Annotated in this window: 23 protein-coding genes and 1 pseudogene; 10 read left to right on the forward strand and 14 right to left on the reverse strand. The window is 47.3% G+C overall.

Annotated features, from left to right (window positions below; translation table 11 throughout):
- The first annotated feature begins 136 nt into the window (after positions 1-136).
- Positions 137-946: a MipA/OmpV family protein gene (locus tag P0078_RS01940; protein ID WP_282932794.1), complete on the forward strand. Its 810-nt coding sequence runs from the start codon at positions 137-139 to the stop codon at positions 944-946.
- Positions 947-1,100: 154 nt separating this feature from the next.
- Here the strand turns inward: P0078_RS01940 and P0078_RS01945 are convergent, their stop codons facing one another.
- Both P0078_RS01945 and P0078_RS01950 read right to left on the reverse strand, forming a co-directional pair.
- Positions 1,101-1,448, reverse strand: a complete 348-nt coding sequence (locus P0078_RS01945; protein WP_282932795.1) for a LysR substrate-binding domain-containing protein — start codon at positions 1,446-1,448, stop codon at positions 1,101-1,103.
- Positions 1,449-1,465: 17 nt separating this feature from the next.
- Positions 1,466-2,413, reverse strand: coding sequence for an IS30 family transposase (locus P0078_RS01950; RefSeq protein ID WP_282932796.1), 948 nt, complete (start codon positions 2,411-2,413; stop codon positions 1,466-1,468).
- Between the two features lie 78 nt (positions 2,414-2,491).
- Here P0078_RS01950 and P0078_RS01955 point away from each other — a divergent pair, with 78 nt between their 5' ends.
- Both P0078_RS01955 and P0078_RS01960 read left to right on the forward strand, forming a co-directional pair.
- Positions 2,492-3,199, forward strand: coding sequence for an RHS repeat-associated core domain-containing protein (locus P0078_RS01955; protein WP_282932797.1), 708 nt, complete (start codon positions 2,492-2,494; stop codon positions 3,197-3,199).
- Complete coding sequence (locus P0078_RS01960; RefSeq protein ID WP_282932798.1) at positions 3,177-3,386, forward strand: hypothetical protein; 210 nt, start codon at positions 3,177-3,179, stop codon at positions 3,384-3,386. The genes P0078_RS01955 and P0078_RS01960 overlap by 23 nt, the downstream gene beginning before the upstream one ends.
- A gap of 280 nt (positions 3,387-3,666) precedes the next feature.
- Here the strand turns inward: P0078_RS01960 and P0078_RS01965 are convergent, their stop codons facing one another.
- Both P0078_RS01965 and P0078_RS01970 read right to left on the reverse strand, forming a co-directional pair.
- The gene (locus tag P0078_RS01965; protein ID WP_282932799.1) at positions 3,667-4,653 is read right to left on the reverse strand and encodes a transposase; all 987 of its coding nucleotides are present in this window, start codon (positions 4,651-4,653) and stop codon (positions 3,667-3,669) included.
- A 342-nt stretch (positions 4,654-4,995) separates the two neighbouring features.
- Positions 4,996-6,158 (reverse strand): IS3 family transposase gene (locus P0078_RS01970; protein WP_282931542.1). Its coding sequence is split into 2 segments (ribosomal slippage): positions 4,996-5,900 and positions 5,900-6,158, totalling 1,164 coding nucleotides; the frame shifts between segments, so codons are not numbered across the junction.
- A gap of 104 nt (positions 6,159-6,262) precedes the next feature.
- Between P0078_RS01970 and P0078_RS01975 the strand changes: the two genes are divergently transcribed.
- Positions 6,263-6,463, forward strand: coding sequence for a hypothetical protein (locus P0078_RS01975; RefSeq protein ID WP_282932800.1), 201 nt, complete (start codon positions 6,263-6,265; stop codon positions 6,461-6,463).
- Between the two features lie 226 nt (positions 6,464-6,689).
- Here the strand turns inward: P0078_RS01975 and P0078_RS01980 are convergent, their stop codons facing one another.
- On the reverse strand, positions 6,690-7,259 hold the full coding sequence (locus P0078_RS01980; protein WP_502867292.1) for a transposase: 570 nt from the start codon (positions 7,257-7,259) through the stop codon (positions 6,690-6,692).
- A gap of 73 nt (positions 7,260-7,332) precedes the next feature.
- On the opposite strand from P0078_RS01980, the gene P0078_RS01985 reads away from it, so the two are divergent.
- Positions 7,333-8,259: an IS3 family transposase gene (locus P0078_RS01985; protein WP_282932801.1), complete on the forward strand. Its 927-nt coding sequence runs from the start codon at positions 7,333-7,335 to the stop codon at positions 8,257-8,259.
- A gap of 357 nt (positions 8,260-8,616) precedes the next feature.
- Here P0078_RS01985 and P0078_RS01990 read toward each other — a convergent pair whose 3' ends face one another.
- From P0078_RS01990 to P0078_RS02005, 4 genes are all read right to left on the reverse strand, one after another.
- Positions 8,617-9,150, reverse strand: coding sequence for a hypothetical protein (locus P0078_RS01990; protein WP_282932802.1), 534 nt, complete (start codon positions 9,148-9,150; stop codon positions 8,617-8,619).
- An 86-nt stretch (positions 9,151-9,236) separates the two neighbouring features.
- On the reverse strand, positions 9,237-11,252 hold the full coding sequence (locus P0078_RS01995; RefSeq protein WP_282932803.1) for a TonB-dependent receptor: 2,016 nt from the start codon (positions 11,250-11,252) through the stop codon (positions 9,237-9,239).
- Between the two features lie 105 nt (positions 11,253-11,357).
- On the reverse strand, positions 11,358-12,725 hold the full coding sequence (locus P0078_RS02000) for a sensor histidine kinase (RefSeq protein WP_282932804.1): 1,368 nt from the start codon (positions 12,723-12,725) through the stop codon (positions 11,358-11,360).
- Positions 12,722-13,420, reverse strand: a complete 699-nt coding sequence (locus P0078_RS02005) for a response regulator transcription factor (RefSeq protein ID WP_282932805.1) — start codon at positions 13,418-13,420, stop codon at positions 12,722-12,724. Before P0078_RS02005 ends, P0078_RS02000 begins: the two co-directional genes overlap by 4 nt.
- 229 nt (positions 13,421-13,649) lie before the next feature.
- On the opposite strand from P0078_RS02005, the gene P0078_RS02010 reads away from it, so the two are divergent.
- The gene (locus P0078_RS02010) at positions 13,650-13,988 is read left to right on the forward strand and encodes a hypothetical protein (RefSeq protein ID WP_282932806.1); all 339 of its coding nucleotides are present in this window, start codon (positions 13,650-13,652) and stop codon (positions 13,986-13,988) included.
- Positions 13,989-14,058: 70 nt separating this feature from the next.
- On the opposite strand, the gene P0078_RS02015 is transcribed toward P0078_RS02010, so the two are convergent.
- Both P0078_RS02015 and P0078_RS02020 read right to left on the reverse strand, forming a co-directional pair.
- Complete coding sequence (locus P0078_RS02015; RefSeq protein WP_282932807.1) at positions 14,059-14,835, reverse strand: CLCA_X family protein; 777 nt, start codon at positions 14,833-14,835, stop codon at positions 14,059-14,061.
- A 105-nt stretch (positions 14,836-14,940) separates the two neighbouring features.
- Positions 14,941-15,822: a LysR family transcriptional regulator gene (locus P0078_RS02020; protein WP_282932808.1), complete on the reverse strand. Its 882-nt coding sequence runs from the start codon at positions 15,820-15,822 to the stop codon at positions 14,941-14,943.
- 122 nt (positions 15,823-15,944) lie between these two features.
- Here P0078_RS02020 and P0078_RS02025 point away from each other — a divergent pair, with 122 nt between their 5' ends.
- From P0078_RS02025 to P0078_RS02035, 3 genes are read left to right on the forward strand one after another with little or no spacing between them, the layout of a single operon-like run.
- Positions 15,945-16,196, forward strand: coding sequence for a type 1 glutamine amidotransferase family protein (locus P0078_RS02025; RefSeq protein WP_282932809.1), 252 nt, complete (start codon positions 15,945-15,947; stop codon positions 16,194-16,196).
- Positions 16,142-16,618, forward strand: a complete 477-nt coding sequence (locus P0078_RS02030; protein WP_282932810.1) for a type 1 glutamine amidotransferase domain-containing protein — start codon at positions 16,142-16,144, stop codon at positions 16,616-16,618. The genes P0078_RS02025 and P0078_RS02030 overlap by 55 nt, the downstream gene beginning before the upstream one ends.
- 50 nt (positions 16,619-16,668) lie before the next feature.
- Positions 16,669-17,130, forward strand: a complete 462-nt coding sequence (locus tag P0078_RS02035) for a DMT family transporter (protein WP_282932811.1) — start codon at positions 16,669-16,671, stop codon at positions 17,128-17,130.
- A gap of 570 nt (positions 17,131-17,700) precedes the next feature.
- Here P0078_RS02035 and P0078_RS02040 read toward each other — a convergent pair.
- The 3 genes and pseudogenes from P0078_RS02040 to P0078_RS02050 form a co-directional block, all read right to left on the reverse strand.
- On the reverse strand, positions 17,701-18,330 hold the full coding sequence (locus P0078_RS02040; RefSeq protein ID WP_282932812.1) for an anaerobic ribonucleoside-triphosphate reductase activating protein: 630 nt from the start codon (positions 18,328-18,330) through the stop codon (positions 17,701-17,703).
- Positions 18,323-20,596 (reverse strand): annotated as a pseudogene (locus tag P0078_RS02045) (ribonucleoside triphosphate reductase). The gene P0078_RS02040 and the pseudogene P0078_RS02045 overlap by 8 nt, the downstream one beginning before the upstream one ends.
- Before the next feature lie 188 nt (positions 20,597-20,784).
- Positions 20,785-21,675 (reverse strand): LysR substrate-binding domain-containing protein, encoded by an 891-nt coding sequence (locus P0078_RS02050; RefSeq protein ID WP_282932813.1) that lies wholly within the window; start codon positions 21,673-21,675, stop codon positions 20,785-20,787.
- Positions 21,676-21,797: 122 nt separating this feature from the next.
- On the opposite strand from P0078_RS02050, the gene P0078_RS02055 reads away from it, so the two are divergent.
- Positions 21,798-22,490, forward strand: coding sequence for an FMN-dependent NADH-azoreductase (locus P0078_RS02055; protein ID WP_282932814.1), 693 nt, complete (start codon positions 21,798-21,800; stop codon positions 22,488-22,490).
- Positions 22,491-22,609: the final 119 nt, after the last annotated feature.

The following is a 22,609-nucleotide window of genomic DNA, read 5'->3' on the forward strand; positions in this document are numbered from 1 at the left end:
CTTACAACAAAAATGAACAATACTTAACCGTTAACCTGGCCTGGGCATGAGTTTATTTACCTGGCGTTTACCTTTACCGGCATAGAATTCACTCCAGAAATAACGGAACTTCAACCAGTTCAAATTGGGATTCAATATGTCTAGTTTGCGAGATCAAAACCATAAGAGTTCTCTGCCATTAACTTTGAGTATGTGCACCGCGCTGGTGAGTTCGGCATTATCCAGCCTAGCTTTTGCAGATGAAGTTACCCAAAAGCCGCCAAAGCAGGATGAGACGGCACTTTCTGTAGGTATTGGGACCTTTAGCGTTGAGTCAATCTACATTGATGGAGAGGACCAAAACAACATATTTCCATTGATTTCAGCCCGCTACAAGCGCTTTTACTTTCAGGGTTTTGAGTTGGGTGCTGACCTGTACCACGACGAAAAACTTCGAGTGAAGTTTGGCATTGGCGGCGACTTCGCTGGCGATAGAGATAGAGGGGACAGTGATAAGCTCAGCGATATGGAAGAGCTTGACCTGGCGATTCTTGCCAACTTATCAATGAGCTATAAAAGCCCTGTAGGCCTTTGGAAGGTAGGCATCTCACAAGATATCAGTGATACCCACGACGGATACAGTCTATCGGCTGGATATAGTCTGCCTTACAAGCACCAAAAGTGGATCATCAAACCCGACTTCACTATTAGCTGGCAAAGTGATAGTGCGTTGGATTACTACTATGGCGTGGACCTAAATGAAGTAACTCAAGATAGGGCTGCGTATGAAGCAGATGCAGATATCATTACCCGGTTAGGTGTACAAGTGGGTTACAACATTAGCCCAAACCTTATTCTTATGGGGGGCGTATATCAAACCTGGTATGGCGATGAGATTAGTAATAGCCCAATCGTGGACACTGATAGCTCTAGACGTACGTCATTAATGGTGAGTTATAAATTTTAACTCTTCTTACGATATTTGATGAGTGTAGATTATTTAGACTAGCCGGCTTATCAATACCAAGCAGAAGTTACAGGCAGGAGCCCCTGCCTGTAACCAAAACCTGTTTGCAGTACAATGTACACGATAATCACCGAGTCATAGCAAGAAGGCTTCTCTATTTAGCATCCCAATCACAGGGACTACCGTATTTCTCCTTAAGGAAATCAATAACAACACGTACTTTGGGAGCCAGGTTATCCGTAGGTAAGTAGAGTGCATTGATAGTTTGGTTTTCTGCCGATGAAGATGCGCGGTAGTCAGTCAAAATAGGAACCAGCTTGCCCAAGCGAATCTCTTCATTGATTAACCAAGTTGGGAACATAACAACCCCAGCTCCCCCTATAGCACTGGAAACCAGTGTCTCTGCATTATTGCTGTAAAGTGATCCCTTAACTTCAAAGGGTGTCAAACCATCTTTACCGAGAAACCAGCGCTGTAGCCCATTGGTTCCCTTGAATACCAAACAGTTGTGAGCAATTCCTAGATTTCCAATATAAGCGACACACGCTTGCCCACCAGAAATTCCAGTGGGCTCCAATAATTTAACATTTTTCTTGGGCGGGCATTAATACGAAACACCGCATCGTCAATCTGGCTTTTCGGTAACTTGCCAATCTTCATCCCTTTCGGGAAAAAACGCCTCAGCAGCCCATTGGTGTTTTCGTTCAACCCTCGCTCCCACGAGTGATATGGCTTCGCAAAATATATCTTGCAACCTAGTTCCCGCGCAATCGACTGATGGCCCGCGAATTCACCGCCGTTGTCGAAGGTTATGGTTTTACACACTGCCTGATATGGCTTCAGCATCTGCTTGATGGCACGACTCACTGTCTTCTTACTCTTATTTGACACTCTGCGAGTGAGCAATAATTTGGAAACTCGTTCAACTAAGGTCACCAGATAGCCATCTTGACCATAAACTGTATCTCCCTCCCAATGCCCGAGCTCTGTATTGTCATCAACAATCACAGGACGTTCGTCAATATCGATGCGCCCCGGTATAAGCTTCACTCCCGCCTCAGGGCCCGTGCGTTTGCGATAAAGTTTACCTTTTCGCGGTAGGCGCAGTCGCCAGTTGAGCCGCTTAATCCAGCGGTAAATCGTTGAGCAGCTGACGGTTTTGTTACACTTCTCAAGCCGCATGCGCCCGGCAATTTGTTCGGGGCTTGCGTTTTTCAGTTGGTGGTCGATTTGCACTTTCATGGCGAAATCGAACTTAGTGTATTTGTACGCTCCGTGTCGCCGCTGCAGCATCTGTCGGTGAGCGCTCTCCGCACTATAAGGGTTACAGCGGTTTAATTCGCGGGAAACAGTTTTGTTTGAACGACCGAGCTTTATCGCAATGGCTCGTGCTGAATAGTTCTGCCCATTAAGGACTTCAATCTGGTATCGTTCTTTCAGGGTCAGCTGGCTGGTATGGGTTCCCATGGGGTTCCTGGCTTGTTTGTGTGGAAGCTAACCAGCCTACAGCTAGCTGGCCCCCTCTGCTATCGCCAAGTGTGTCGGTTGTTGTGGGAATCTAGGACCGTTATTAATAACGATATAGATGGAGATGGAGATGGAGATGGAGATGGAGATGGAGATGGACAAAATATTCACTTAAATATTCGCTTCCCAGGGCAGTATTATGATGTAGAAAGTGGGTTGCATTACAATTTTTATCGGGATTATGATCCTGGGCTGGGAAGATATTTGGAGTCAGATCCAATCGGTTTGAATGGCGGAATTAATACATATTCGTATGTACATGGAAATCCGATTGCGTTATTTGATCCTTTTGGATTATGTACATATGTCGGCAATGGTGTAACTAAATGTGGCAGTTCAGGTGGCAACCCTTATCCAGGTCGTAATACTGGAGACAGTTCAGCGTTCCCGCCTGGAAATAATGATGCTTCAGATGATACCTCCCCACCCTGTGAGAAATGTAAAGAGGCCTATGAGTTCTGTAAGTCGGCAGCGTCCTGGTATGAGCCTGTTATGGCTACTGCTACGGCTATGACAGCGGGAGGGGCTGGAGCAATTGGTGGAATTCGTGGCGCGACCATTGGTGTAGGAAGTGGGGCTGCTGGTGCAAATAAGGCCCTTGAGGGCATTTATGGCATTGATAAAGAAGGTATATTGAAGGGTTGTGAAGTTGGTTATAAGAGATGCAAAGAAATGAATCAATGTGATGACGAGGATGACGAGGATGACGATTGTAATGCACAATAGTGGAGAACTTACAGTATCAATTTTAATTATATCCGTGAGTGTTGGTTTGGTTAAATACTTTGATGTGGATGTATATGCTTTTCTAGGCGCTATAACTGTTAGCGTTGTCAGTGTCTTTTGTAGGAGAGAAAATATTTTGAGGAAGAGGGTTTCAATTTTGGAAAGAAAATTGGAAGCTAAAGATTAAAGAAGATTAAAGGACAGCCATAGATCGGAGGGTAAAAGTTGAGCGAGGGGCGAAATTCCTGGACACCCAAAGATTGAAAATTCTAGGACTCTAGGACGGACTCTAGGACAGCCAAAGAAGGGAGGATGGAGCCAGTAACAAAACTGACTCCCTCTCTGGTGGCTCTTTCTCTTTGATTAAGAGGTAAAGGAGACGAAATGCTGGGAATTGGTAGTTAGGTTTTGGGAATCGCTATTTTTGGATAAAAGAGCAGCTATCGAGCACTTGGAGTAGGGATAAATTAGAAGGGCGTAGCTGAGAGGAAGCGCCGGCAATCAGCTATACCATGTACCCAGCGTTTATCGAGTTGGATGCAAGCTTGCTTTACCGCCTCCACCGATCCCACTAAGCCTTTAAAGCGACTTTCAAAATTTCGATTGAGATATCGCCAGTGCTTGGGTGAAATGCTGAGCCGTTCAAGGATAGGGGGCGTGTTTTCGGTAATACAGCCTCGTTTTCTGGGGTCTAAATGCCGACCACTCCAGTCTACCAACTCCAAATAGTGATCCAATTGAAAGGGTAGCCCTTTTGGCATATTCAAACGATCACCGCCGACAAATGGAAGTAAATTTTTTGGCTGCTTGCCTGAGACTGCCGTACGAATACGCTGTTGAATCGAAGTGTAATCAGACTCTTCAGGTGTCTTGGCAATATTGGCACGGATCGGGTTGAGGTCTACATAAGCCATACAGGCGGCGAGGGCTCTTTCATCCAGTAAGGCCTGGGACTTAAAACGGCCTTCCCAAAAGCGACCTGTACACTGGTCCTCGGCATTGGCCTGGCGAGCGATAGATTCATTTAAGCAGCGCATAAACCAGCTAATATCCATTAGGCGCTCCCGCCATAGGGAAACAACTTCTTTTAGTTTGGTTACCTCACAGTGATCGAGGGCATCGCCCTGAAGATAGCGCTGAGCTAAGCTGGAAGCCTTAAATAGCTTTTGCCAGCGAGTAATTACCTCTGGAATAGACCACTTGTTAGCCGATTCTGTGTCAATATATAGCACTATATGGTAGTGATTACTCATTACCGCATAGGCGGCAATATCTAGAGCAAACGCCTCGGCCAACTTATACATACGGCTTTCAATCCATTCGCGCCGATGCTCATAATCTTTTCCGGATTCAGTATCTCTACCACACAGAAATGCACGCCGCACACAGCGGGAAACGCAGTGATAATAGGGTGTTGTATCCAGAGATATCTGGGCACTTCGCGGTAGAGTCATTGGCTGTACGCACAATTTGCTGTATGAACATACAGTATTTGTGAGATTTTAATCTTTTGTCAATAGGGCTGGCGGTTTATACTTTCTATTTCGTGGGTGTCCAGAACTGTTGTAATTCGGCTGGTCTTTCTCTTTTGTGGGTTACATTCTTAGTTTATTTAATAGTGTAAATTCCTGGAAGTGTAAATTCCTGGACACCCAAAGATTGAAAATTGTTCGGAGAGGACGAGTTATGATAGATTTTAAAGATATAGATTTGAGAGGGGGACTTGCATTAGGAAGCAAGTTGCCCTGTTTGAAATTCAAGATCACTGATCCTACCCATCAACAACGGACACACCACTAAGCGACTAGTTGTTCCTCAAACGCCTCAGGGCTGAGATAGCCATTGGCGCTGTGTAAGCGATTTCGATTGTAGTCTATCTCTATATACTCAAATACGGTCTCTCGCATGAGGCACCTTGTGGGAAAGCGGTTACCATGGATTGCTTCTACCTTAAGTGAGTGAAAGAATGTTTCTGCACAAGCGTTATCATAGCAATTACCTTTGGCGCTCATGCTGCACCGCAGACCATAAGCTGTAATCAAAGATTGATAATCTTTAGAGCAATACTGGCTTCCCCTGTCAGTATGCACGATAACATTCGTAGGTTTCTTACGTCGCCATAAAGCCATTTGAAGAGCGTCACAGACCAATGTAGCTGTCATCGTTTCTGACATCGCCCAACCAATAACTAGCCGACTATATAGGTCTATCACTACAGCCAGATATAACCAACCTTCTTCCGTTCGCAGGTAGGTTATATCCCCAGCCCATTTCTGATTCGGCCCTTCAGCATTGAAGTTCTGCTCGAGCAGATTTGGAGCTACTGGCAGACCATGTTTTGAATAGGTTGTGGCTTTATATCTCTTGGCGGCTTTAGCCCGTAGGCCCTGTCGACGCATGCTGGCAGCAATTGTTTTTTGATTATATTTACTCCCCTCACTGGCCAATTCCTTCGTCAGGCGAGGAGAGCCACTACGTTCTTTACTGGCTATAAAGCGCTGCTGTACCAAGCTATCGAGCTGCATTCGGTACTGCTGGTACCTGGATTGGCCGGCCGATCTTGACACCCAGTCGTAAAACCCACTGCGAGATACGTTCAATACCTTGGCCATCGCTTTGATGCTGAATTCATGCCTGTGCTTTTGCATGAAGGCGTACCTCATTTCAGGCTCTTTGCAAAGTACGCTGCGGCCTTTTTTAAGATCGCTAGCTCCTCTGCCTGCTCAGCCAGCTGCCGCTTAAGGCGAGCATTCTCTGTGGCCAGCTCTCTCTCGGCATCCCCTCGGCTCTGATGTAACTTAGCCTTGCTTCGCCATCCGTAAATCTGAGAAGGATGTAACCCAAGCTGTTTAGCGGCAACGCTTACCCCAACTTTGAGCGCAAGTGCTAGGGCATCCTTTCTATATTCCTCTGAGTACTGTTTACGAGTGGTTTTGGTTGGTTTATTTGATCTTGTCATAGAGCACCTCTGCTGCGTAGTTTATCGCTTAAGAGAGTGTCCGTCGTTGGTGGGTAGGATCACACCTTAGAATTCCATATGAAAAGTACAAAGTGAAAGTTTTAATGGATACTAATAATTACTATTACGCTTTTCCTAATGTGGCCTTCAAAGATTCAAATGATAATGTTGATTGGGTGTGCGGTATGGGGGCAACAATCTTGGTGGCGGTTCAAAAATCAATTGATAACCTTGTGCAGTCAATACCAAATTTTGCTTACTCTGATGAACAGTATTTTGAATGGTCCTCACCGGAAGATTTCTAATTAAATAGAAATTACCCTGGAAAAACAGGGAGATTCTAGGACGAGATTCTAGGACAGCCAAAGAAGGGAGGATGGAGCCAGTAACAAAACTGACTTCCTCTCTGGCGGCTCTTTCTCTTTGATTAAGAGGTAAAGAAGGCGAAATGCTGGGAATTGGTAGTTAGGTTTTGGGAATCGCTATTTTTGGATAAAAGAGCCGCTATCGAGCACTTGGAGTAGGGATAAATTAGAAGGGCGTGGCTGAGAGGAAGCGCCGGCAATCAGCTATACCATGTACCCAGCGTTTATCGAGTTGGATGCAAGCTTGCTTTACCGCCTCCACCGATCCCACTAAGCCTTTAAAGCGACTTTCAAAATTTCGATTGAGATATCGCCAGTGTTTGGGTGAAATGCTGAGCCGTTCAAGGATAGGGGGCGTGTTTTCGGTAATACAGCCCCGTTTTCTGGGGTCTAAATGCCGACCACTCCAGTCTACCAACTCCAAATAGTGATCCAATTGAAAGGGTAGCCCTTTTGGCATATTCAAACGATCACCGCCGACAAATGGAAGTAAATTTTTTGGCTGCTTGCCTGAGACTGCCGTACGAATACGCTGTTGAATCGAAGTGTAATCAGACTCTTCAGGTGTCTTGGCAATATTGGCACGGATCGGGTTGAGGTCTACATAGGCCATGCAGGCAGCAAGGGCTCTTTCATCCAGTAAGGCCTGGGACTTAAATCGGCCCTCCCAAAAGCGGCCTGTACAGTTGTCCTCAGCATTGGCTTGGCGAGCGATAGATTCGTTTAAGCAGCGCATAAACCAGCTGTGTAGTGGTCTAATCCTTCCGGACACTTCGTTAAGATGGTAAAACTACCTAGCGAGGTGAAGTATGACAACAAAAGGTACACGCCGGAAATTCAAGCCGGAGTTCAAGAAAGACGCCGTAGCTCTTGTCTCAGAACAAGAGTATTCGATTTCCAAGGCCGCAGAGGCTGTAGGAACCACTGCTAACAATCTGCGACGCTGGATAAAGGAGCTGGAGCAGGAAGAGAGCGGAGTAAGGTTGGATTCGGGCGAACGAGCTGAACTGGATCAACTGCGACTATGCCATCGATTGAAGGCCTTATTTGCAGAATCTCGTGAGAGTCTCGGAAGCCGTCGGTTAATGAAGCTGTTGCGCAAAGAAGGCTTTGAAATTGGGCGTTATCGAGTCCGCAAACTCATGAAAAAGCTCGGCTTGGTAGTAAAACAGAAGAAGCGATTTACACTAACCACAAATAGCAAGCACCAACTGCCAGTTGCTGAGAATCTTCTAAATAGGGATTTCTCACCGAGTGCTAAAAATCAAGTTTGGACTACGGATATTACCTATATCTGGACTTTGCAGGGTTGGTTATACCTAGCAGTGGTAATTGATCTTTATTCACGCCGGATTGTTGGCTGGCACTTAGACCGCCAGATGGAGACGGCCCTGGCAAGTCGTGCACTGGTTATGGCTATCAATTTGCGCACCCCAACAAAAGGTCTGCTGCATCACTCTGATCTAGGTAGCCAGTATGCCAGCCATAGCTACCAAGCGCTACTAAAGCAGCATGGAATGGTGTGCTCAATGAGCCGCAAGGGAAATTGTTGGGACAATGCACCTACTGAGCGTTTTTTTAGTAGCCTGAAGCGGGAATGGTTAACAGGAAACCTCTATCCGACAAGGGAGGGTGCGATAACAGACGTGAGGGCCTATATTGCGTATTACAATTCACGCAGGATACATACAACACTGGGGGATGTAACCCCTATCGAATTTGAAAAATGTGCTTAGGAAAGTGTCCGGTTGGAGTTGACCACAACAGCTACCCCTGGGGAGATTTTTCCAGCCTACAGGTAAAACCGGTACAGAAAGAAAACTGTGACCCTGGAATACCTTTTATTGCCTGGGGGAAATATCAAAGTCAGGGGGGACGTCTTATCACCTCGTTATATAGTGAAGTGAACCACTGTTTTTTAGATGGTATTCATCTCTATCAATTTAAACAGCAGTTAGAAGATAAGATTTGTCAACTGGCCTAAGGTCACCTGGCTGGATTTGGGGCCTGTGAGTTACTCTGAAACATCTGTATCGCGGGCCTTTCAGGCCCGTAGGGATTATTCAAAGGCCCCTTGGCTAAAAGCTCCTCATTCAGCCCCCAATAAAAAAGGCAACTACCAGGGCAATGAATCCCAATGAAGTAAATTGAACAGCGGCTTTCCTGAATTTTGGTACCGCAAAGGCAACTACTAACCCACTAATCAGGCTAAATAGTAGGCTGGCACCGAGCATAATAGCTGAGAACCAGAAAAGCGGCCCGGCATGACCTTTATGTATCAGCAGAAACTGATGCCATAGGTCGTGCTCCTTTACATGGAGTATCGCAGATTGCTTGTCTTCGCTTGGCTCCAAATAGACTTGGCGCTTGTAGCCATACCAACCAATCCACCCATCTTCCAAATAGAAATCTGCTGGTAGTGCCACCTCTGCAGGCTGCACAATTGGAGATATAACATTTAGAGTTTCTTGCTCATTGTTGGGTAAACCCTTCGGAAGGGAAACGGTGTACTCAATTTGTTCATCGACACCACCCTCAATATCAAATAGGTAGAGTACGCCAGTGGCGATATACAAAATAGCAATGGGTAAAAAAAGCAGGAAAAATAGGTGTGGAGTTTGATCCACAGTAAACGGTTTCTGGATTTCATAGGCAATAAAGGGCCCAATACAAATGTACTGGGCCCAGATCGTAAATAAAAAATAAGAGGAAATTAGAAACGGTAGTCAACTGATAGTCTGATATCTCGACCTGCCTCGTATAACCCGGCTACGATACCCCAACCATCAATGCCACTATAATCCGCTACACTGGAATGGTCGCGGTAGTGCTCATTAAGAAGGTTTTGAATCGCTAAATTAACATTCAGGCGATCATCTGCAAGAGGCTCCCAGTGCAAGTAAAGATCGTGTACCTGGTAACCCGGCTTATCCACTGTTTGGGTGCTATCGATCCAGCCAATTTCAACTGCACGCTGTAAAACCTCAATATCATTCAGGTCTTGTACCAGAGTGTAGTTCCAACCTAATTCTAACTTGGGTGTAAAGGCGTAAGTGGCAGTCAGGTTCCAGGTATCGCCACGGGCATTTGCCAAGCCGTTGTGTTCATAGCCCTCAACGGTATATCCATTAAGTTCCGAATCGCTATGACTGAAAGCAGCACTGAGTGACAACTTGTCCCAAGCGTAAGAGGCGCTAAGCTCAAAACCTTCAGTCTCCAGTTCGCCAATATTTTCGTAGTAAGTACCACTTCCAAGCTGATCGAGAATAACATCATCGATTGTACTGCGGTAAATAGCAGCTTTTAGCCCAAGGCCATCCTGAAGGTATTCCAGCCCAAGTTCGGTATTGTCAACGGTCTCAGCATCCAGGTCAGGATCAATCACTGCCGACTCTAGAGTAAATCCATCTCCAACCTCCTTGCCGCGCATAGCTGTTGCATGGCCAGCAGTGAGGGTGAGGGCATCAGTAATCGAATAGCTCATGCCGATATTGGGGCTGAAACCCTGGCTATCGGTCTCATCATCATAGGTAACCTGTTCCAGCTGGTATTCGTCATAGCGCACTCCAAAGCTCAACAATAGTGCGTCGGTTGCCTGCCAATGATCCTGAACATAAGCGCTGAGAATTTGGCCTTCCTCGCTGTAGGAGATACCAATATAGGGTTCAGAGAGGTAACGGCTCTCCACTTCATCTTCACGGCCCTCCACACCATAAGTGATAGTGTGTTGTCCGATATTGCTGGTATTTCGCAAATCAAAGCCAAGGGACTCTACCGAAGCGCCGTACTTGCCCCATCGATCGTAGACATTTTGCTCCATCTCTGACTTAGTGTGATAAACCGTAGTTTCCAGGTTAATCAGAGCACTGGGAGAAAATTGATGGTTGGCAACAAACGTTTGGCGCTCAGCATCCATTGGATAGAGTGTCTGCCCCTCATAGGCAGGCCAATTGGGGCGTTGGCTGAGTTCTCCAGATTCATTCCGTTGCTCAAAACTGACGCTCAGCTTTTGATTCTCAGATACATCACCACTCAATTTCATGAAGGCGAGGTCCTGATCAGAAGCGGTACCATAGATGGTGTTGCCGTCACCATCTTCCATATTCTCGTGCTCAATGGTCACAAATGACCCTAGAAGCCCCCAGTTTTCAGTAATCTTCCCGTAAACTGAGGCACTGGCTTTTTGGCCATCATTACTAAAGACACCGCCTTTCACTATTGCCCCAAACTGTTCACCCTCGTCAAGCAGGTCATCGGCATCTTTGGTTTCAAAGCGGATTGCACCTCCGATCGCACCAGCACCGCTGGTAGCTTCGCCTGCGCCAGCCTGTACTTCAACTTTCTGCAATAACTCCGGCTCTATCGATACCCGGCCAATATGATGGAAGAGGGTGCCGGTTTGTGGCGCGCCATCTACCGTAACATTGAGAAGAGTGTCTTCCATCCCGCGAATATAAACTTTCTGTGCGATACCCAGTGATCCACCAACAGATACGGACGGTATCTGGCGAAAAATATCACTAAGATCATTTGCCTGCTGCTTATCAAGTTCTTCAGGCGTAATCTCGGTATCCGTTGCTACACCGACAACTACTACGGTTTCCATCGGGGTTTCAGCGGTATCTTCTGGTTCCTGCGCTTCCTGTGCCTGGCTGATGCCAGAGGCCAGGGCGCTGGATACCATCAAGGGGAGTAACGCGTACTTATTGTGAGAAATATTGCGGGCCATGTGGTGTCCTTCACAGAGTTACCTATTTGCTAATGCGAATTATTCCTATTGGCACTTACAAAGTACAGCAGTGTTGCATTTGTTACATTTGATGGCGATTTCAGCTTACGAAGGCTCCAAACACTCGGAAAACTGCGTGGGAAGTGTGACCCTCATACTTAAACCCCCAGCGGATCGATTGGAGGCTCTAATTGTTGCGCCTACACTATTCAGCTGGCGCCGTGCTAGGGCTAGGCCAAGTCCAAAATTCTTCGATTTTGAAGTTCGTGATTGATCGGCCCTAAAGAAGGGCTTAAAAATATTGTCCAGCAAAGCTTCCGGTACACCAGGGCCCGAGTCTTCAATATCAATAATGACTTGGTCTTTCCCAGTTTTCTCCAGAAGGATGTGAACAGCTTGTCCCGCAGGGGTATAGCGCATCGCATTGCGCAAGATATTTTCCAGTGCCTGGCCAACAGCCTGATGATTGGATTTCCTTATTTTCGCTGAGTCCGGCAAGTGGGTACAGATAGTGCGATTTGGGAATTCAAAGCGGGCATCCTCGACAATCACATCAATAAGGTCTACCAAGTCCAGGTCTTCGGTACCTATAGAGGGTTGCTCATTATCTAGCCAGGCAAGGGTAAGAGTATCCTCCACCAAACGTCGAATATGGGCAGACTCCCTTTGAATTCTCCGGATATTTCTATCGTCCGAATAGCGGGTGCCGGCGCCCTCTATCGCAATATCCAAGCGGGTAAGAGGAGTTCTTAATTCATGGGAAAGATCAGCGATCAGTTGCCGCTGGTTGATAATTTGCTCGCCTATCCGGGTTGCCATCTGATCAAAGGTTTTGGCCAGTTCGGAAATCTCATCGTCACGGCTGCCCAACTGATGGTGGACTCGCACATCAAAATTCCCCCGGCTGAATTCCCGTGTTGCCTGTTCCAGCTTTCGCAAGGGATGCATAATATGACGATAAAGCATCAGGGATACCAGCGCTAAAATGCCCATCGGCAGTAGTATCTGCATCATTAGTCGAGTGGTTTGCCAGTAGCCACCGGGGCGCATCCTGTCAGGGAGCAGTATCAATAAGCTGGTTCTCTCGGTTGTAAACGGGATTTCCATTACCGGATTGTCTTCGAAATACAGGTGGACCTTCCAATCCACATCGCGGCCGAGATTATATCCAATGTACCGATGCTCATTCCCTCGCTCACCTGCGATATGGGTTACTTCATACTGAGTAACAGTGGCCCAGGTATCCTCCCGCTCCTGAAGCACTTTCAGCCATTGTTCCAATCCGGCTTTGTCGCCAGAAAGAAAGCGCATCTCTGCTTCTTTGCCCCACTGCTTTAACTCCTGCCGATGAGAGGGGTCCAGTAAACTCATCTGCTCTTCAGTACGGATGGTGAGGGAGTTAATAAGATAGAAGAGGGTGACAATACCGGACGTAATCAGCAGACAGAGTTTCCAAAGAAGTTTCCGGTTCATTTCAAGCAGTACCCCTTGCCGTGTACCGTCTGTAACCGATCCCCTCGCCAGCCAGCACCAGTCAATTTGCGCCTGACCCGACTAAGGTGCATGTCCAAGCTGCGATCATAGGCACCCAGGGTGCGATTGAGGACCTGCTGGGAAAGATATGCCTTGCTCAAAACTTCACCACGATGTATTGCCAATTCCCATAGCAACTTAAATTGAGCAGCTGTGAATTCAATAGGCTGGCCACCTGCGAATACCTGCAGGGCATTCAAATCAAGCCGAAGATTATCGATCTCGGTGTAGTGGACGCTCTCTGCCTGAGCTGGCTGACTTCGGCGTAATAAGGCCTCAATTCTCAGTAAAAGCTCAGTCTGGTTAAAAGGTTTAGCCACATAATCATCTGCCCCGTAGCGCAGGCCAGTGATCCTTTCCTCTTCAGCCCCTTTAGCGGTGAGAATAATGACCGGCACCTGACTGGATTTACGCAAAATCTTGAGCAGGGAAATACCATCCATTTCTGGCAGCATTAGATCGAGTAAAATTAACTGCGGTTGTTGCTTTGCGGCTTCCAATAGCGCGGTATTCCCGTCAAAGCAGGCATTCACTTGATACCCTGCATCTTGGATCATTTCGCTGAGCTGATCGTTTAGGCCTCGATCGTCTTCGACGATTAGGATATTGAATTGTGAGGGCGATTTTTGGCTCATGAAGACCTAGTTGACTATTTATTAAGCACAAAAGAAATGTAAATTGGTGGAAGATACCACAGGAAATATAAATTATTGGCATGAGATTGTTTAATAACAACAAAGATCGGAAGTTAGAAGTTGACATGCGGCCCCAACTTGACAAATATCGAGAGCCACTTTTATACCTTCTATAACAAATAAGGATAAAAAGCCTAATGTAAGTAAATTACACAAAGGAAGAGGTTTTATGAGCAAGTGGACAAAGTGGAAATCATTTCCTGACCCGAGGAAAAATGAGCTGATAACCGCCCCTTTTGGCGCAGGAGTCTATGTTTTAAGGAATAGGAAGACTAAAGAGTTTGTTCTATTTGGCAGAGGAAAGAACTGTGCTTTTAGAATGTCTAGCTTATTACCAAAAGAGCTTGGATCAGGAACTAGAAATAATTTAGAGAAACGGGATTATATTTTAAATAATATCAGTCAAATAGAATATTGCTGCCTTCCTTGTGAGAACATAAATATAGCCAGGGAGGAAGAAAAGTCGTTGAAAGATGATAAAAGCAGAACGTATTTATTTCCTACTTAAGCATATTTCATGTTTTAGTAATTTTCGGATTTCGTACATGATACTGAATTCGCATCGATCATTTAGTACTCTATTCAGCCAATAGAGCTCTCCCAAGGAAAGTAAAATACCTATTAAAGGCTTGATTAATTCTCTGTCGTTGCTCTCCCTGTGGATACAGTCCCAACTTCGCCTCTTGGCTAGCCTTTGAGCCAGCAACCAAAAAATTATTGTTGATACTGGCATCCTGAATAAATGCTTCAAAGGCCCGGGCACTCAGCTCCACAGGCTCACTGTAGTAGACAGAACCATTTGCTTTATCGGCACTGATGGAAGCAGTCACCAAGTCACTGGGGTTATTACCACTCTCATCCAGCATCACAGTTTTAAAGCACGCAAAAAGTAAGTCATTGAGCGGGTGGGGTACTGGAGTTGCATTCCGTAACCAGGCCTCTGAGGCATACATGGTACTAGACGTGTCACTGAACGCTTTTTGGGCCAAGTAATGATCAAATGCATGAAACCATTCATGGGCAATGGAGCCAGGCCCCGCATTCTTGGCAAGAGAAAAGCTCCGGGCAGTAGGGTCATAAAAGGCAGCCATCCCTGGGCGCCCGCCGATTCCATATTGAAAAGACAATGTACCTCGGAGGGATACCAATGCTTCCGGTCCTTGAAGAATGGTCATTAGATCAACAAGTGCATCATAAAAAAGCCCAGCGGCCCGATCGCGCTCCTCGCGAGTGACCCATCGGCCAACAGCAATAGAGCGAAAGCCGAATCGCTTCCTGACATCCACAAACGAAACGGGTTGTCGTTGCTGGGTTGCAGTGTGACCACTGCGATAAAATGCCCTGGTCAGGACCATAATCAATGCCAGTCGATTGGAGGGGGGTGGATATTAATCCTCCAGATTGAAGGCTTGCAAGAAGTGGGGAGTGCTTCTATTCCTGTCAACGAATCCAATCGCTTTCTATTCCACCCAGTCAGAAAAGTAATCAACCAAATAGTCAATCGCCATTCGCGCTCGCATGGGTAAAAAGCGACGATTCTGATACACGATCCAGCTACTGGCGCCGCGCCCACAAAAAGATTCCAAGATGGGCTCGAGTAAGCCCTGTTGAATTGAACCACTAAAGCTGCTTTTGGGCATATAAGCTATACCCAGGCCTTGCTCGCAAGCTTTCACGATCGCATGGGCATTATTTGTTCTCCAGCGCCCACTAACCTTTACGCTTACAGGCTCTCCATTCAGGTCAAAAACCCATTCATCATTGTTGGCCACCAAGCAACTCTGAGTTTTTAGTTGGTCGGGGTGATTGGGAATACCATTCTCTTTCAGGTAACTCGGGCTTGCGACAGCCATCATTTGGCGGTCGGCCAGTTTACGAGCAACTAAGCCGGAATCCTCAAGGCGACCATAGCGTATGGCAAAATCAATCCCATCCTCGACGAAATTGACCATCCTGCTATTGAAGTCCATGTCGATTTTCAACCCCGGGTGTTTCAAGCCAAAGTCCATCAGGGCAGGGGCAACATATTGCTCAGCAAAGATACCAGCTCCGCTAACTCTTAGTGTTCCATTGAGCTGAAACTGTTGCTGGCTAACCTGCTCATTCGCCTGTTGCAGGCCTATCACTAACTCTTTACAGCGCTGGTAATAGGCGGTCCCAGCCTGAGTCAGACTTACCTGACGTGTTGAGCGGGCCAAAAGGGATGAGCCCAAGCGCTCCTCCAGGCGGGAGACCTGCCTACTCACATGGCTAGTACTGCAGCCAAGTTGCTTGGCAGCCGCTGAGAAACCTTGGCTTTCTGCCACCGCTACAAACTCGACTATGCCGTCAAAATTTTCCATGTTTCTCAAACTCGATTGTTGCCATTCTGCAAAGGTATTTAACAGGTTTTACGCATTATCAGCAGAACAGGGACAATCTACAATCCCTCCCCACTGAATGCTGACCAACAGAGGAAAGAAACATGAAGAAAGTACTTATACCAGTGACCAACCACGCCACCCTTGGTGAAACTGACCAGGCAAATGGCACCTACTCACCTGAGTTGACTCACGCGATTCACGTATTTATGGAGAGTGGTCTCGACTATGACATCGCCTCTATTAAAGGGGGAAAGCACCACTCTATGGCACTGACATCGAAGGTGACGACATCAACCAAATGGTGCTTAATGATTCAGATTTCCAAAACCGTATCAATAACACCATCCCTATGAGCCAGCTGAATACTGCAGACTATGATGCAGTATTCTACCCCGGCGGATTTGGTCTGCTTTCTGACTTGGCAACGAACGAAGACTTCGCAAAGCTAAGTGCCGAGATCTACGAAGAGGGTGGCACATTGGCCGCAGTGTGCCACGGCCCCGCTGGTTTCCTGCCTATCACCCTGAGCAATGGCGAAAAGCTTTTGGATAGCAAGTCTGTCACCGGCTTCACTCGTGAGGAGGAGATTGACTTCGGCACCATTAATGACATCCCATTTTTACTGGAAGAATCTTTGGCGAGGGGCGCTGCCCGCTACAACAAAGTACAACCTTGGCAGGAGTTTGTTATTGAAGATGGGCGAGTGATTAGTGGCCAAAACCCGGCAAGTGCGCACGGTGTTGGTGTTGCTATCGCCAAACAGCTTGCCAGCTAATACATGGCCTGGCCGGCCCCTCTGGGGTCGGCTCGTGATTCTAAGTAGAGGTGTCCCGTAGTGCAAAATGCAGTTATCTACCCGTCTCTAATGCTTATTGCAGGCATTGGTATACCGTTATTGCAACGCTGAACAGTGGTCTCGGTATTAAGCTTGGTAGTTCAGCCCTGGCAACTACACTGCTATTTCTCGTTTGGCTTGTAATCTCCGCGGCTTATCTCTTGAAAACGGAGGGGTTACCCAGTGCTGTTTTTAGCAAAGGTATTGCCTGGTACTTTTACTTGGGTGGGATTCTGGTGGCTTTCTATATATTGAGTGTGACTTGGGTGTCGCCAAGGTATGGTGTGGGTAATGCGGTATCTTTCGTTCTTCTAGGGCAACTGCTCGCCATTAGCGTTATCGACCATTTTGGGTTACTGGGTACGCAGCAAACCAGCTTGGATACCAAGCGCCTTATTGGTCTTGCCATGATGGTTATTGGCGTACTGTTGGTAGTAAAGCGCACGTCTTAAGGAGCCTCTGAATAATTCCGTGATACCCCTGCAAGCCCCGAAGGGCGGGCCTTGAAGGCCACAAAGGGCTACGGCCATTCACGGCGAGCTGCGCCTAACATCTGCAGCCTTCAAGACCCGCAAAGGCATTACGGAATTATTCAGAGGCTCCTTAATTTCACAATACAAATCGTTATGTACTGAGAGCATATGGCTAATTTAATCGTTATGGCAAAAGTCACAGTCTGCCCACAATATACTTCTCAGGCATCAGCACTTTTAATCGAGCTGGCATATAAGTCAGAACAAGAGTCTGGCTGTTTATCTTATAAAATTTTACCCATCACTGGATGAAGGCAATATTTTCACCACCCTGGAATTATGAGGGTCTCCAGAGGCCGAGGCCCAGCATTGGAACACCGATCACTTAAAGAACATTTTTGCAAAACTAGCTTACATTCTTGTTACAGCGGCAAAAATTGAGAAATATAGCGAAGTTATAAGCACCTTAAGCTAAGCTGACCGCAAGTTATTTTAATACTCATGTAATATTTAGTTACTTAGATATTGAACTTATCTGTGAGTATTAGCTTAACAAGTCATAAATTTAAGTGTCTGATCTATCGCTTGCTCACTATTGCAGCGCTGGACCTCCAACTTTTCAATACCAATACCACTAAGTTTCTCCCGTATTTGGTTCAGTTCAACATCAGTTGTAAAGCTCGGGTGCCTGGTAAGGCGCACTTGCAGAGGTATCTTGGACTGAGCAAGAAGCTCCGCACATTGCCAGGGGGCCACGCCACTGCCATCAACACCCGTAATGGAAGGGTAGTTTTCCGGCATCGCCTTGATATCCAACCCCACCCAATCAAGACTTTGGATCAGGCGTTCCAGCTTGCGGGGGTAGATTCCCGCAGTATGAAGCCCGACCTTGAATCCCAGATCCTTAACTTGGGCAATCGCCGGTTCCAGGGCACTCTGGGCGGTGGGTTCTCCACCGGAAAACACAACGGCATCCAGCAAGCCCCGGCGACTGTCTAAAAATGTGAGGATCTGATCCCAGTCATAGGCACTGGGTGCTCGCGCAGGTAACAGATCGCCGTTATGGCAGTAGCGGCAGCGCCAGGGGCATCCCTGGCAAAAAACCACCGCTGCCAACTCGCCGGGGAAGTCGATTGCCGTAAACGACGTGAATCCACCGACACGTAACTTATTACTCATAAGTTTTTAGTGCATTCCTACTGTTGTCCGCCACAAAGAATTGGCGCTCCCGGTGCTCTGATTGTTTTCCCGGATTCCAAAATGAAACTGGGCGGTGGTACCCCATTACCCGGCTCCATACCTCGCAGCGGGTGCGATCTTCTTCTCTCAATAAAGTGTCTTGTTGGCTCATGGTCTTTCTCCTTGAAAGTATGGTTTAGTCGCTACAGCAGGATTGCTCTCGGGCCAGGAGAGCTTCGTCGCAGCGAGGGCAGAATTCGTGTTCGCCACTCAGATATCCATGGACCGGGCAAATTGAAAAGCTCGGCGTCACGGTGATATAGGGCAGGCGGTAGTTTTCCAGAGCACGCCGCAGCAAGCGGCGGCAACTATCGGTATCAGGCAACTGCTCGCCCAAATAAAGATGAAGTACAGTGCCACCGGTGTAACGGGATTGGAGGGATTCCTGTCGGGCCAGGGCCTCGAAGGGATCATCGGTAAAGCCCACCGGCAGCTGGGATGAATTGGTGTAGTAGGGCGCTTCACTACTACCTGCCTGCATAATATCTGGGTAACGTTTGCGATCTTCGCGGGCAAACCGATAAGTAGTGCCCTCTGCCGGAGTTGCCTCCAGGTTGTAGAGATGCCCGGTTTGTTCCTGGAATTCAGTCATGCGCATGCGGATATGGTCGAGTAATTGCTCGGCCAGTGCTTTCCCATCTTCCGTAACCACACTTTCGTTGTCACAACTAAAGTTTCTCAGCATTTCATTGATGCCGTTCACCCCGATCGTGGAGAAGTGGTTGCGTAGAGTCCCCAGGTAGCGGCGAGTGTAGGGAAACAGACCTGCATCCATATGCCGCTGGATGACTTTCCGTTTCACTTCAAGTGAATCACGGGCAAGTATCAGCAGTTTGTCCAGCTGGGAGAGCAGAAGCTGCCAGTTTCCTTTATAGAGATATCCAAGGCGGGCACAGTTGATAGTTACTACGCCGAGCGAACCTGTCTGTTCGGCGGAGCCAAAGAGGCCGTTACCACGCTTTAACAATTCGCGTAGATCAAGCTGTAAGCGGCAGCACATGGAGCGAACCATGTTTGGGCTCAAGTCTGAATTTATAAAGTTTTGGAAATAGGGCAGACCGTAGCGAGCAGTCATGGCAAACAGCCGCTCAGCATTTTCGCTCTCCCAAGGGAAATCCTCACTGATGTTGTATGTGGGAATAGGGAAGGTGAATACCCTACCGCGTGCATCCCCCTCGCTCATGACTTCGATATAGGCGCGGTTGATTAGATCCATTTCTTCTTGCAGGTCGCCATAGGTGAAAGGCATTTCCTGACCGGCAATCACAGGCACCTGCTCGCGTAAATCCTGGGGGCAAACCCAATCGAAAGTGAGATTAGTAAAGGGGGTCTGGGTACCCCAGCGGGATGGCACATTCAGGTTAAAGATCAGCTCCTGAATGCACTGGCGTACGGTCGCGTAGTCTAGCTGGTCCTTGCGCACAAAAGGTGCAAGATAGGTATCGAAAGAGCTAAATGCCTGCGCGCCCGCCCATTCGTTTTGCAGTGTTCCAAGAAAGTTAACAATCTGTCCGACCGCGCTGGTCAAGTGGGCCGGCGGTGCCGATTCGACTTTTCCCGGAACACCATTTAGCCCTTCATGTAATAGGGTGCGCAGCGACCAACCTGCACAATATCCAGCCAACATATCCAGGTCGTGGATGTGTAAATCGCCATCCCGATGTGCTGCGCCGATCTCAGGGGAATAAACATGATTTAACCAATAGTTGGCAATCATTTTACCTGCGCTGTTCAGGATCAATCCCCCTAGGGAATATCCCTGGTTCGCATTGGCTGCAACTCGCCAATCCGCTTGCTCTAAATACTCTTCAATAGAAGCACCGACATCCACCAGTGTTTGCCGATCAGTGCGCATTTGCGCATGCCGCCCCCGATAAGCGATATAGGCGCGGGCAGTATCAATGTAATCGTTATTGATCAATACCTGTTCAGCAATATTCTGAATCTCTTCAATATCAATGGGCTCACCACTATCAAAGCGGTGCTTGATCACTTTAAGGACAGATTCGGTAAGTTGTTCCGCTTCCTGTTGATCAAAAGATTCCGTTGCCTGGCCAGCACTGAGAAGAGCCAAAGTGATCCTGCGAGCATCAAAAGCCAGTGTCCTGCCATCTCGCTTACGCACCAACAGTTGATCTGAACTTACCTGCGAAATCTGTTCTGAAGCTGGTGCGGCTTCGCTGTCGGGTATAGCGGTACTGGTCATCGGACTTCCTCACAATTTGTGGGGAGAGCATATCGAAGAGACAGGAACGCCAATTGATCCAGATCACTATATATGGCGCACTGGTTAATAGATGAGCACAATATGTTGTGCTCTTGGTGTGGGCTTAGATTAGCTACACACCTACTCTCGGCAAGTCCGAAGGCGAGTTCAGTGCCAGTCGGATGTACCTAACTATAGGGAGAATCGCGAAGTGCTTCCTTCAGCCAGGTTACGAAAGCCAACACATTTCCATTTCTTGAATGGCGGCTAGGTATTAATGCGGAATAGGTAAATCCCTCAATCCCTGAAAGCTTGGAGCCTCCTCTAAAAGGAACCAGCCATTGATTGCGCAAAGGATTTTGAACAAGAAGCGAACTTACTAGCGCAATACCCTGGCCAGCCAAGGCAGCCTGGATTACATGATGCTCCTGGTCAAACTGCCGCACGCGAATGCCATCAAGTTTTCTTTTGAGGAGAGTTTGCCAGTTCAGCGGTGGAAGTGATGAGTTGACCCATTTTGTTTCCAGAAGTTGAGCTTCAGAAATATCCCTAATCTGAGTCAGGTAGCTTGGTGCAGCGTAGACACCGATTGTTTCGGTGACCAAGTGGAGAGCATTTTTTGTACTTTCATCATATTTCCCGTACCGAATAGCGATGTCGATGCGTCTATCTCGCTCGATATCACTCACTTCTTCCCCGGTCACTACTGAAACAATGATATCTGGAAATTTCTGATAAAAATTCTCCAGATGGGGCACAAGCCACATAGCAGCAAAGCTTGAAGTCGTACTAACGGTCAGTGTTTTCTTTGAACACGTTATTTCACTCACCGTTTCAGTGAGCTGCTGAAAAATTTGAGAGGTAGTTTGAGCGAGCATCTGCCCTTCACTGGTCAACTGCACGGCACGGGTTTTGCGCTCGAATAATGTTGTACCCAGGGATTCCTCCAAACCCTTTATCTGATGTGATACGGCTGTCGGCGTTATAAAGAGTTCTTCCGCAGCTCTCTTGAAACTGCCCAGTCTGGCGGCGGCATCGAATACTTTTAGGGCGTTGAGGGAGGGTAGGTTTGGGTACACCGATCAGAATCTCTTATAGATGAGCTTTTCTCATCTATAAGAAGAAATAACTCGTTTGTCAAGGATACTCCCCAGCATCACCATAGATGAACCTTCAGACGGTTCAGTAAAGGTTCCAGACTATGAAAACACTATTACATATTGACGCTAGTGCTCAGAAGTGGAGCGGCTTAGAAGCACCACAAGACAGTGCGAATATCCCCAGGCATACCTCAATCTCCAAAGCAGTTGCCGCCAGTTTTGTAAGCGGTTGGCTAGAAAAAAGACCCCAAGATAAAGTTATCCATAGAGATGTCGGTTTAAACCCACCAGGCTTTATTAATCAAGATTGGATTGCATCGGTTTTTACGCCTGAAGCGGATCGCACCAAGGAGCAGCAGTCCTTGGTCGCGCTTTCTGACATCTTGATTGATGAGCTATCCCAGGCGGATATCATTGTTATGTCCACTTCGATGTATAACTACGGCATGCCTGCCGCACTTAAGGCCTGGTTCGATCAAGTTGTTCGTATCAACAAGACGTTCACCTTTGATTTAGACCGTGGTGATTTCCCCTTAGAGCCTATTATGTCTGGCAAAAAGCTGGTGCTAATCACCTCTGCAGGGGAGTTTGGGTTTGCGCAAGGAGGAATCCGTGAGCAAATGAATCACCTGGGGCCACATATCCGAACTTTAAGCCACTATTTGGGGGTTGAGGAGTTCCATGAAATCAATGCGGAGTACCAGGAATTTGCTGATGAAAGGCACCGGAATTCAATTAAACGAGCTTTCCTCAAAACCCAGGAGTTAACCGCAACGTTGGCCAACTACCTTTAAAGTTTGCCTACCAAAGCTGGCTTGCCTCCCCAATGAAGTGGCCAGCGGCTTGTCAGAGCGGCCTCCCGCTACTTACTATGCGGAATAGGCGCAAATAGCGTCTTTACCAGTTCTCAATT

It is taken from the genome of Microbulbifer sp. VAAF005, from assembly GCF_030012985.1.
Taxonomy (GTDB): domain Bacteria; phylum Pseudomonadota; class Gammaproteobacteria; order Pseudomonadales; family Cellvibrionaceae; genus Microbulbifer.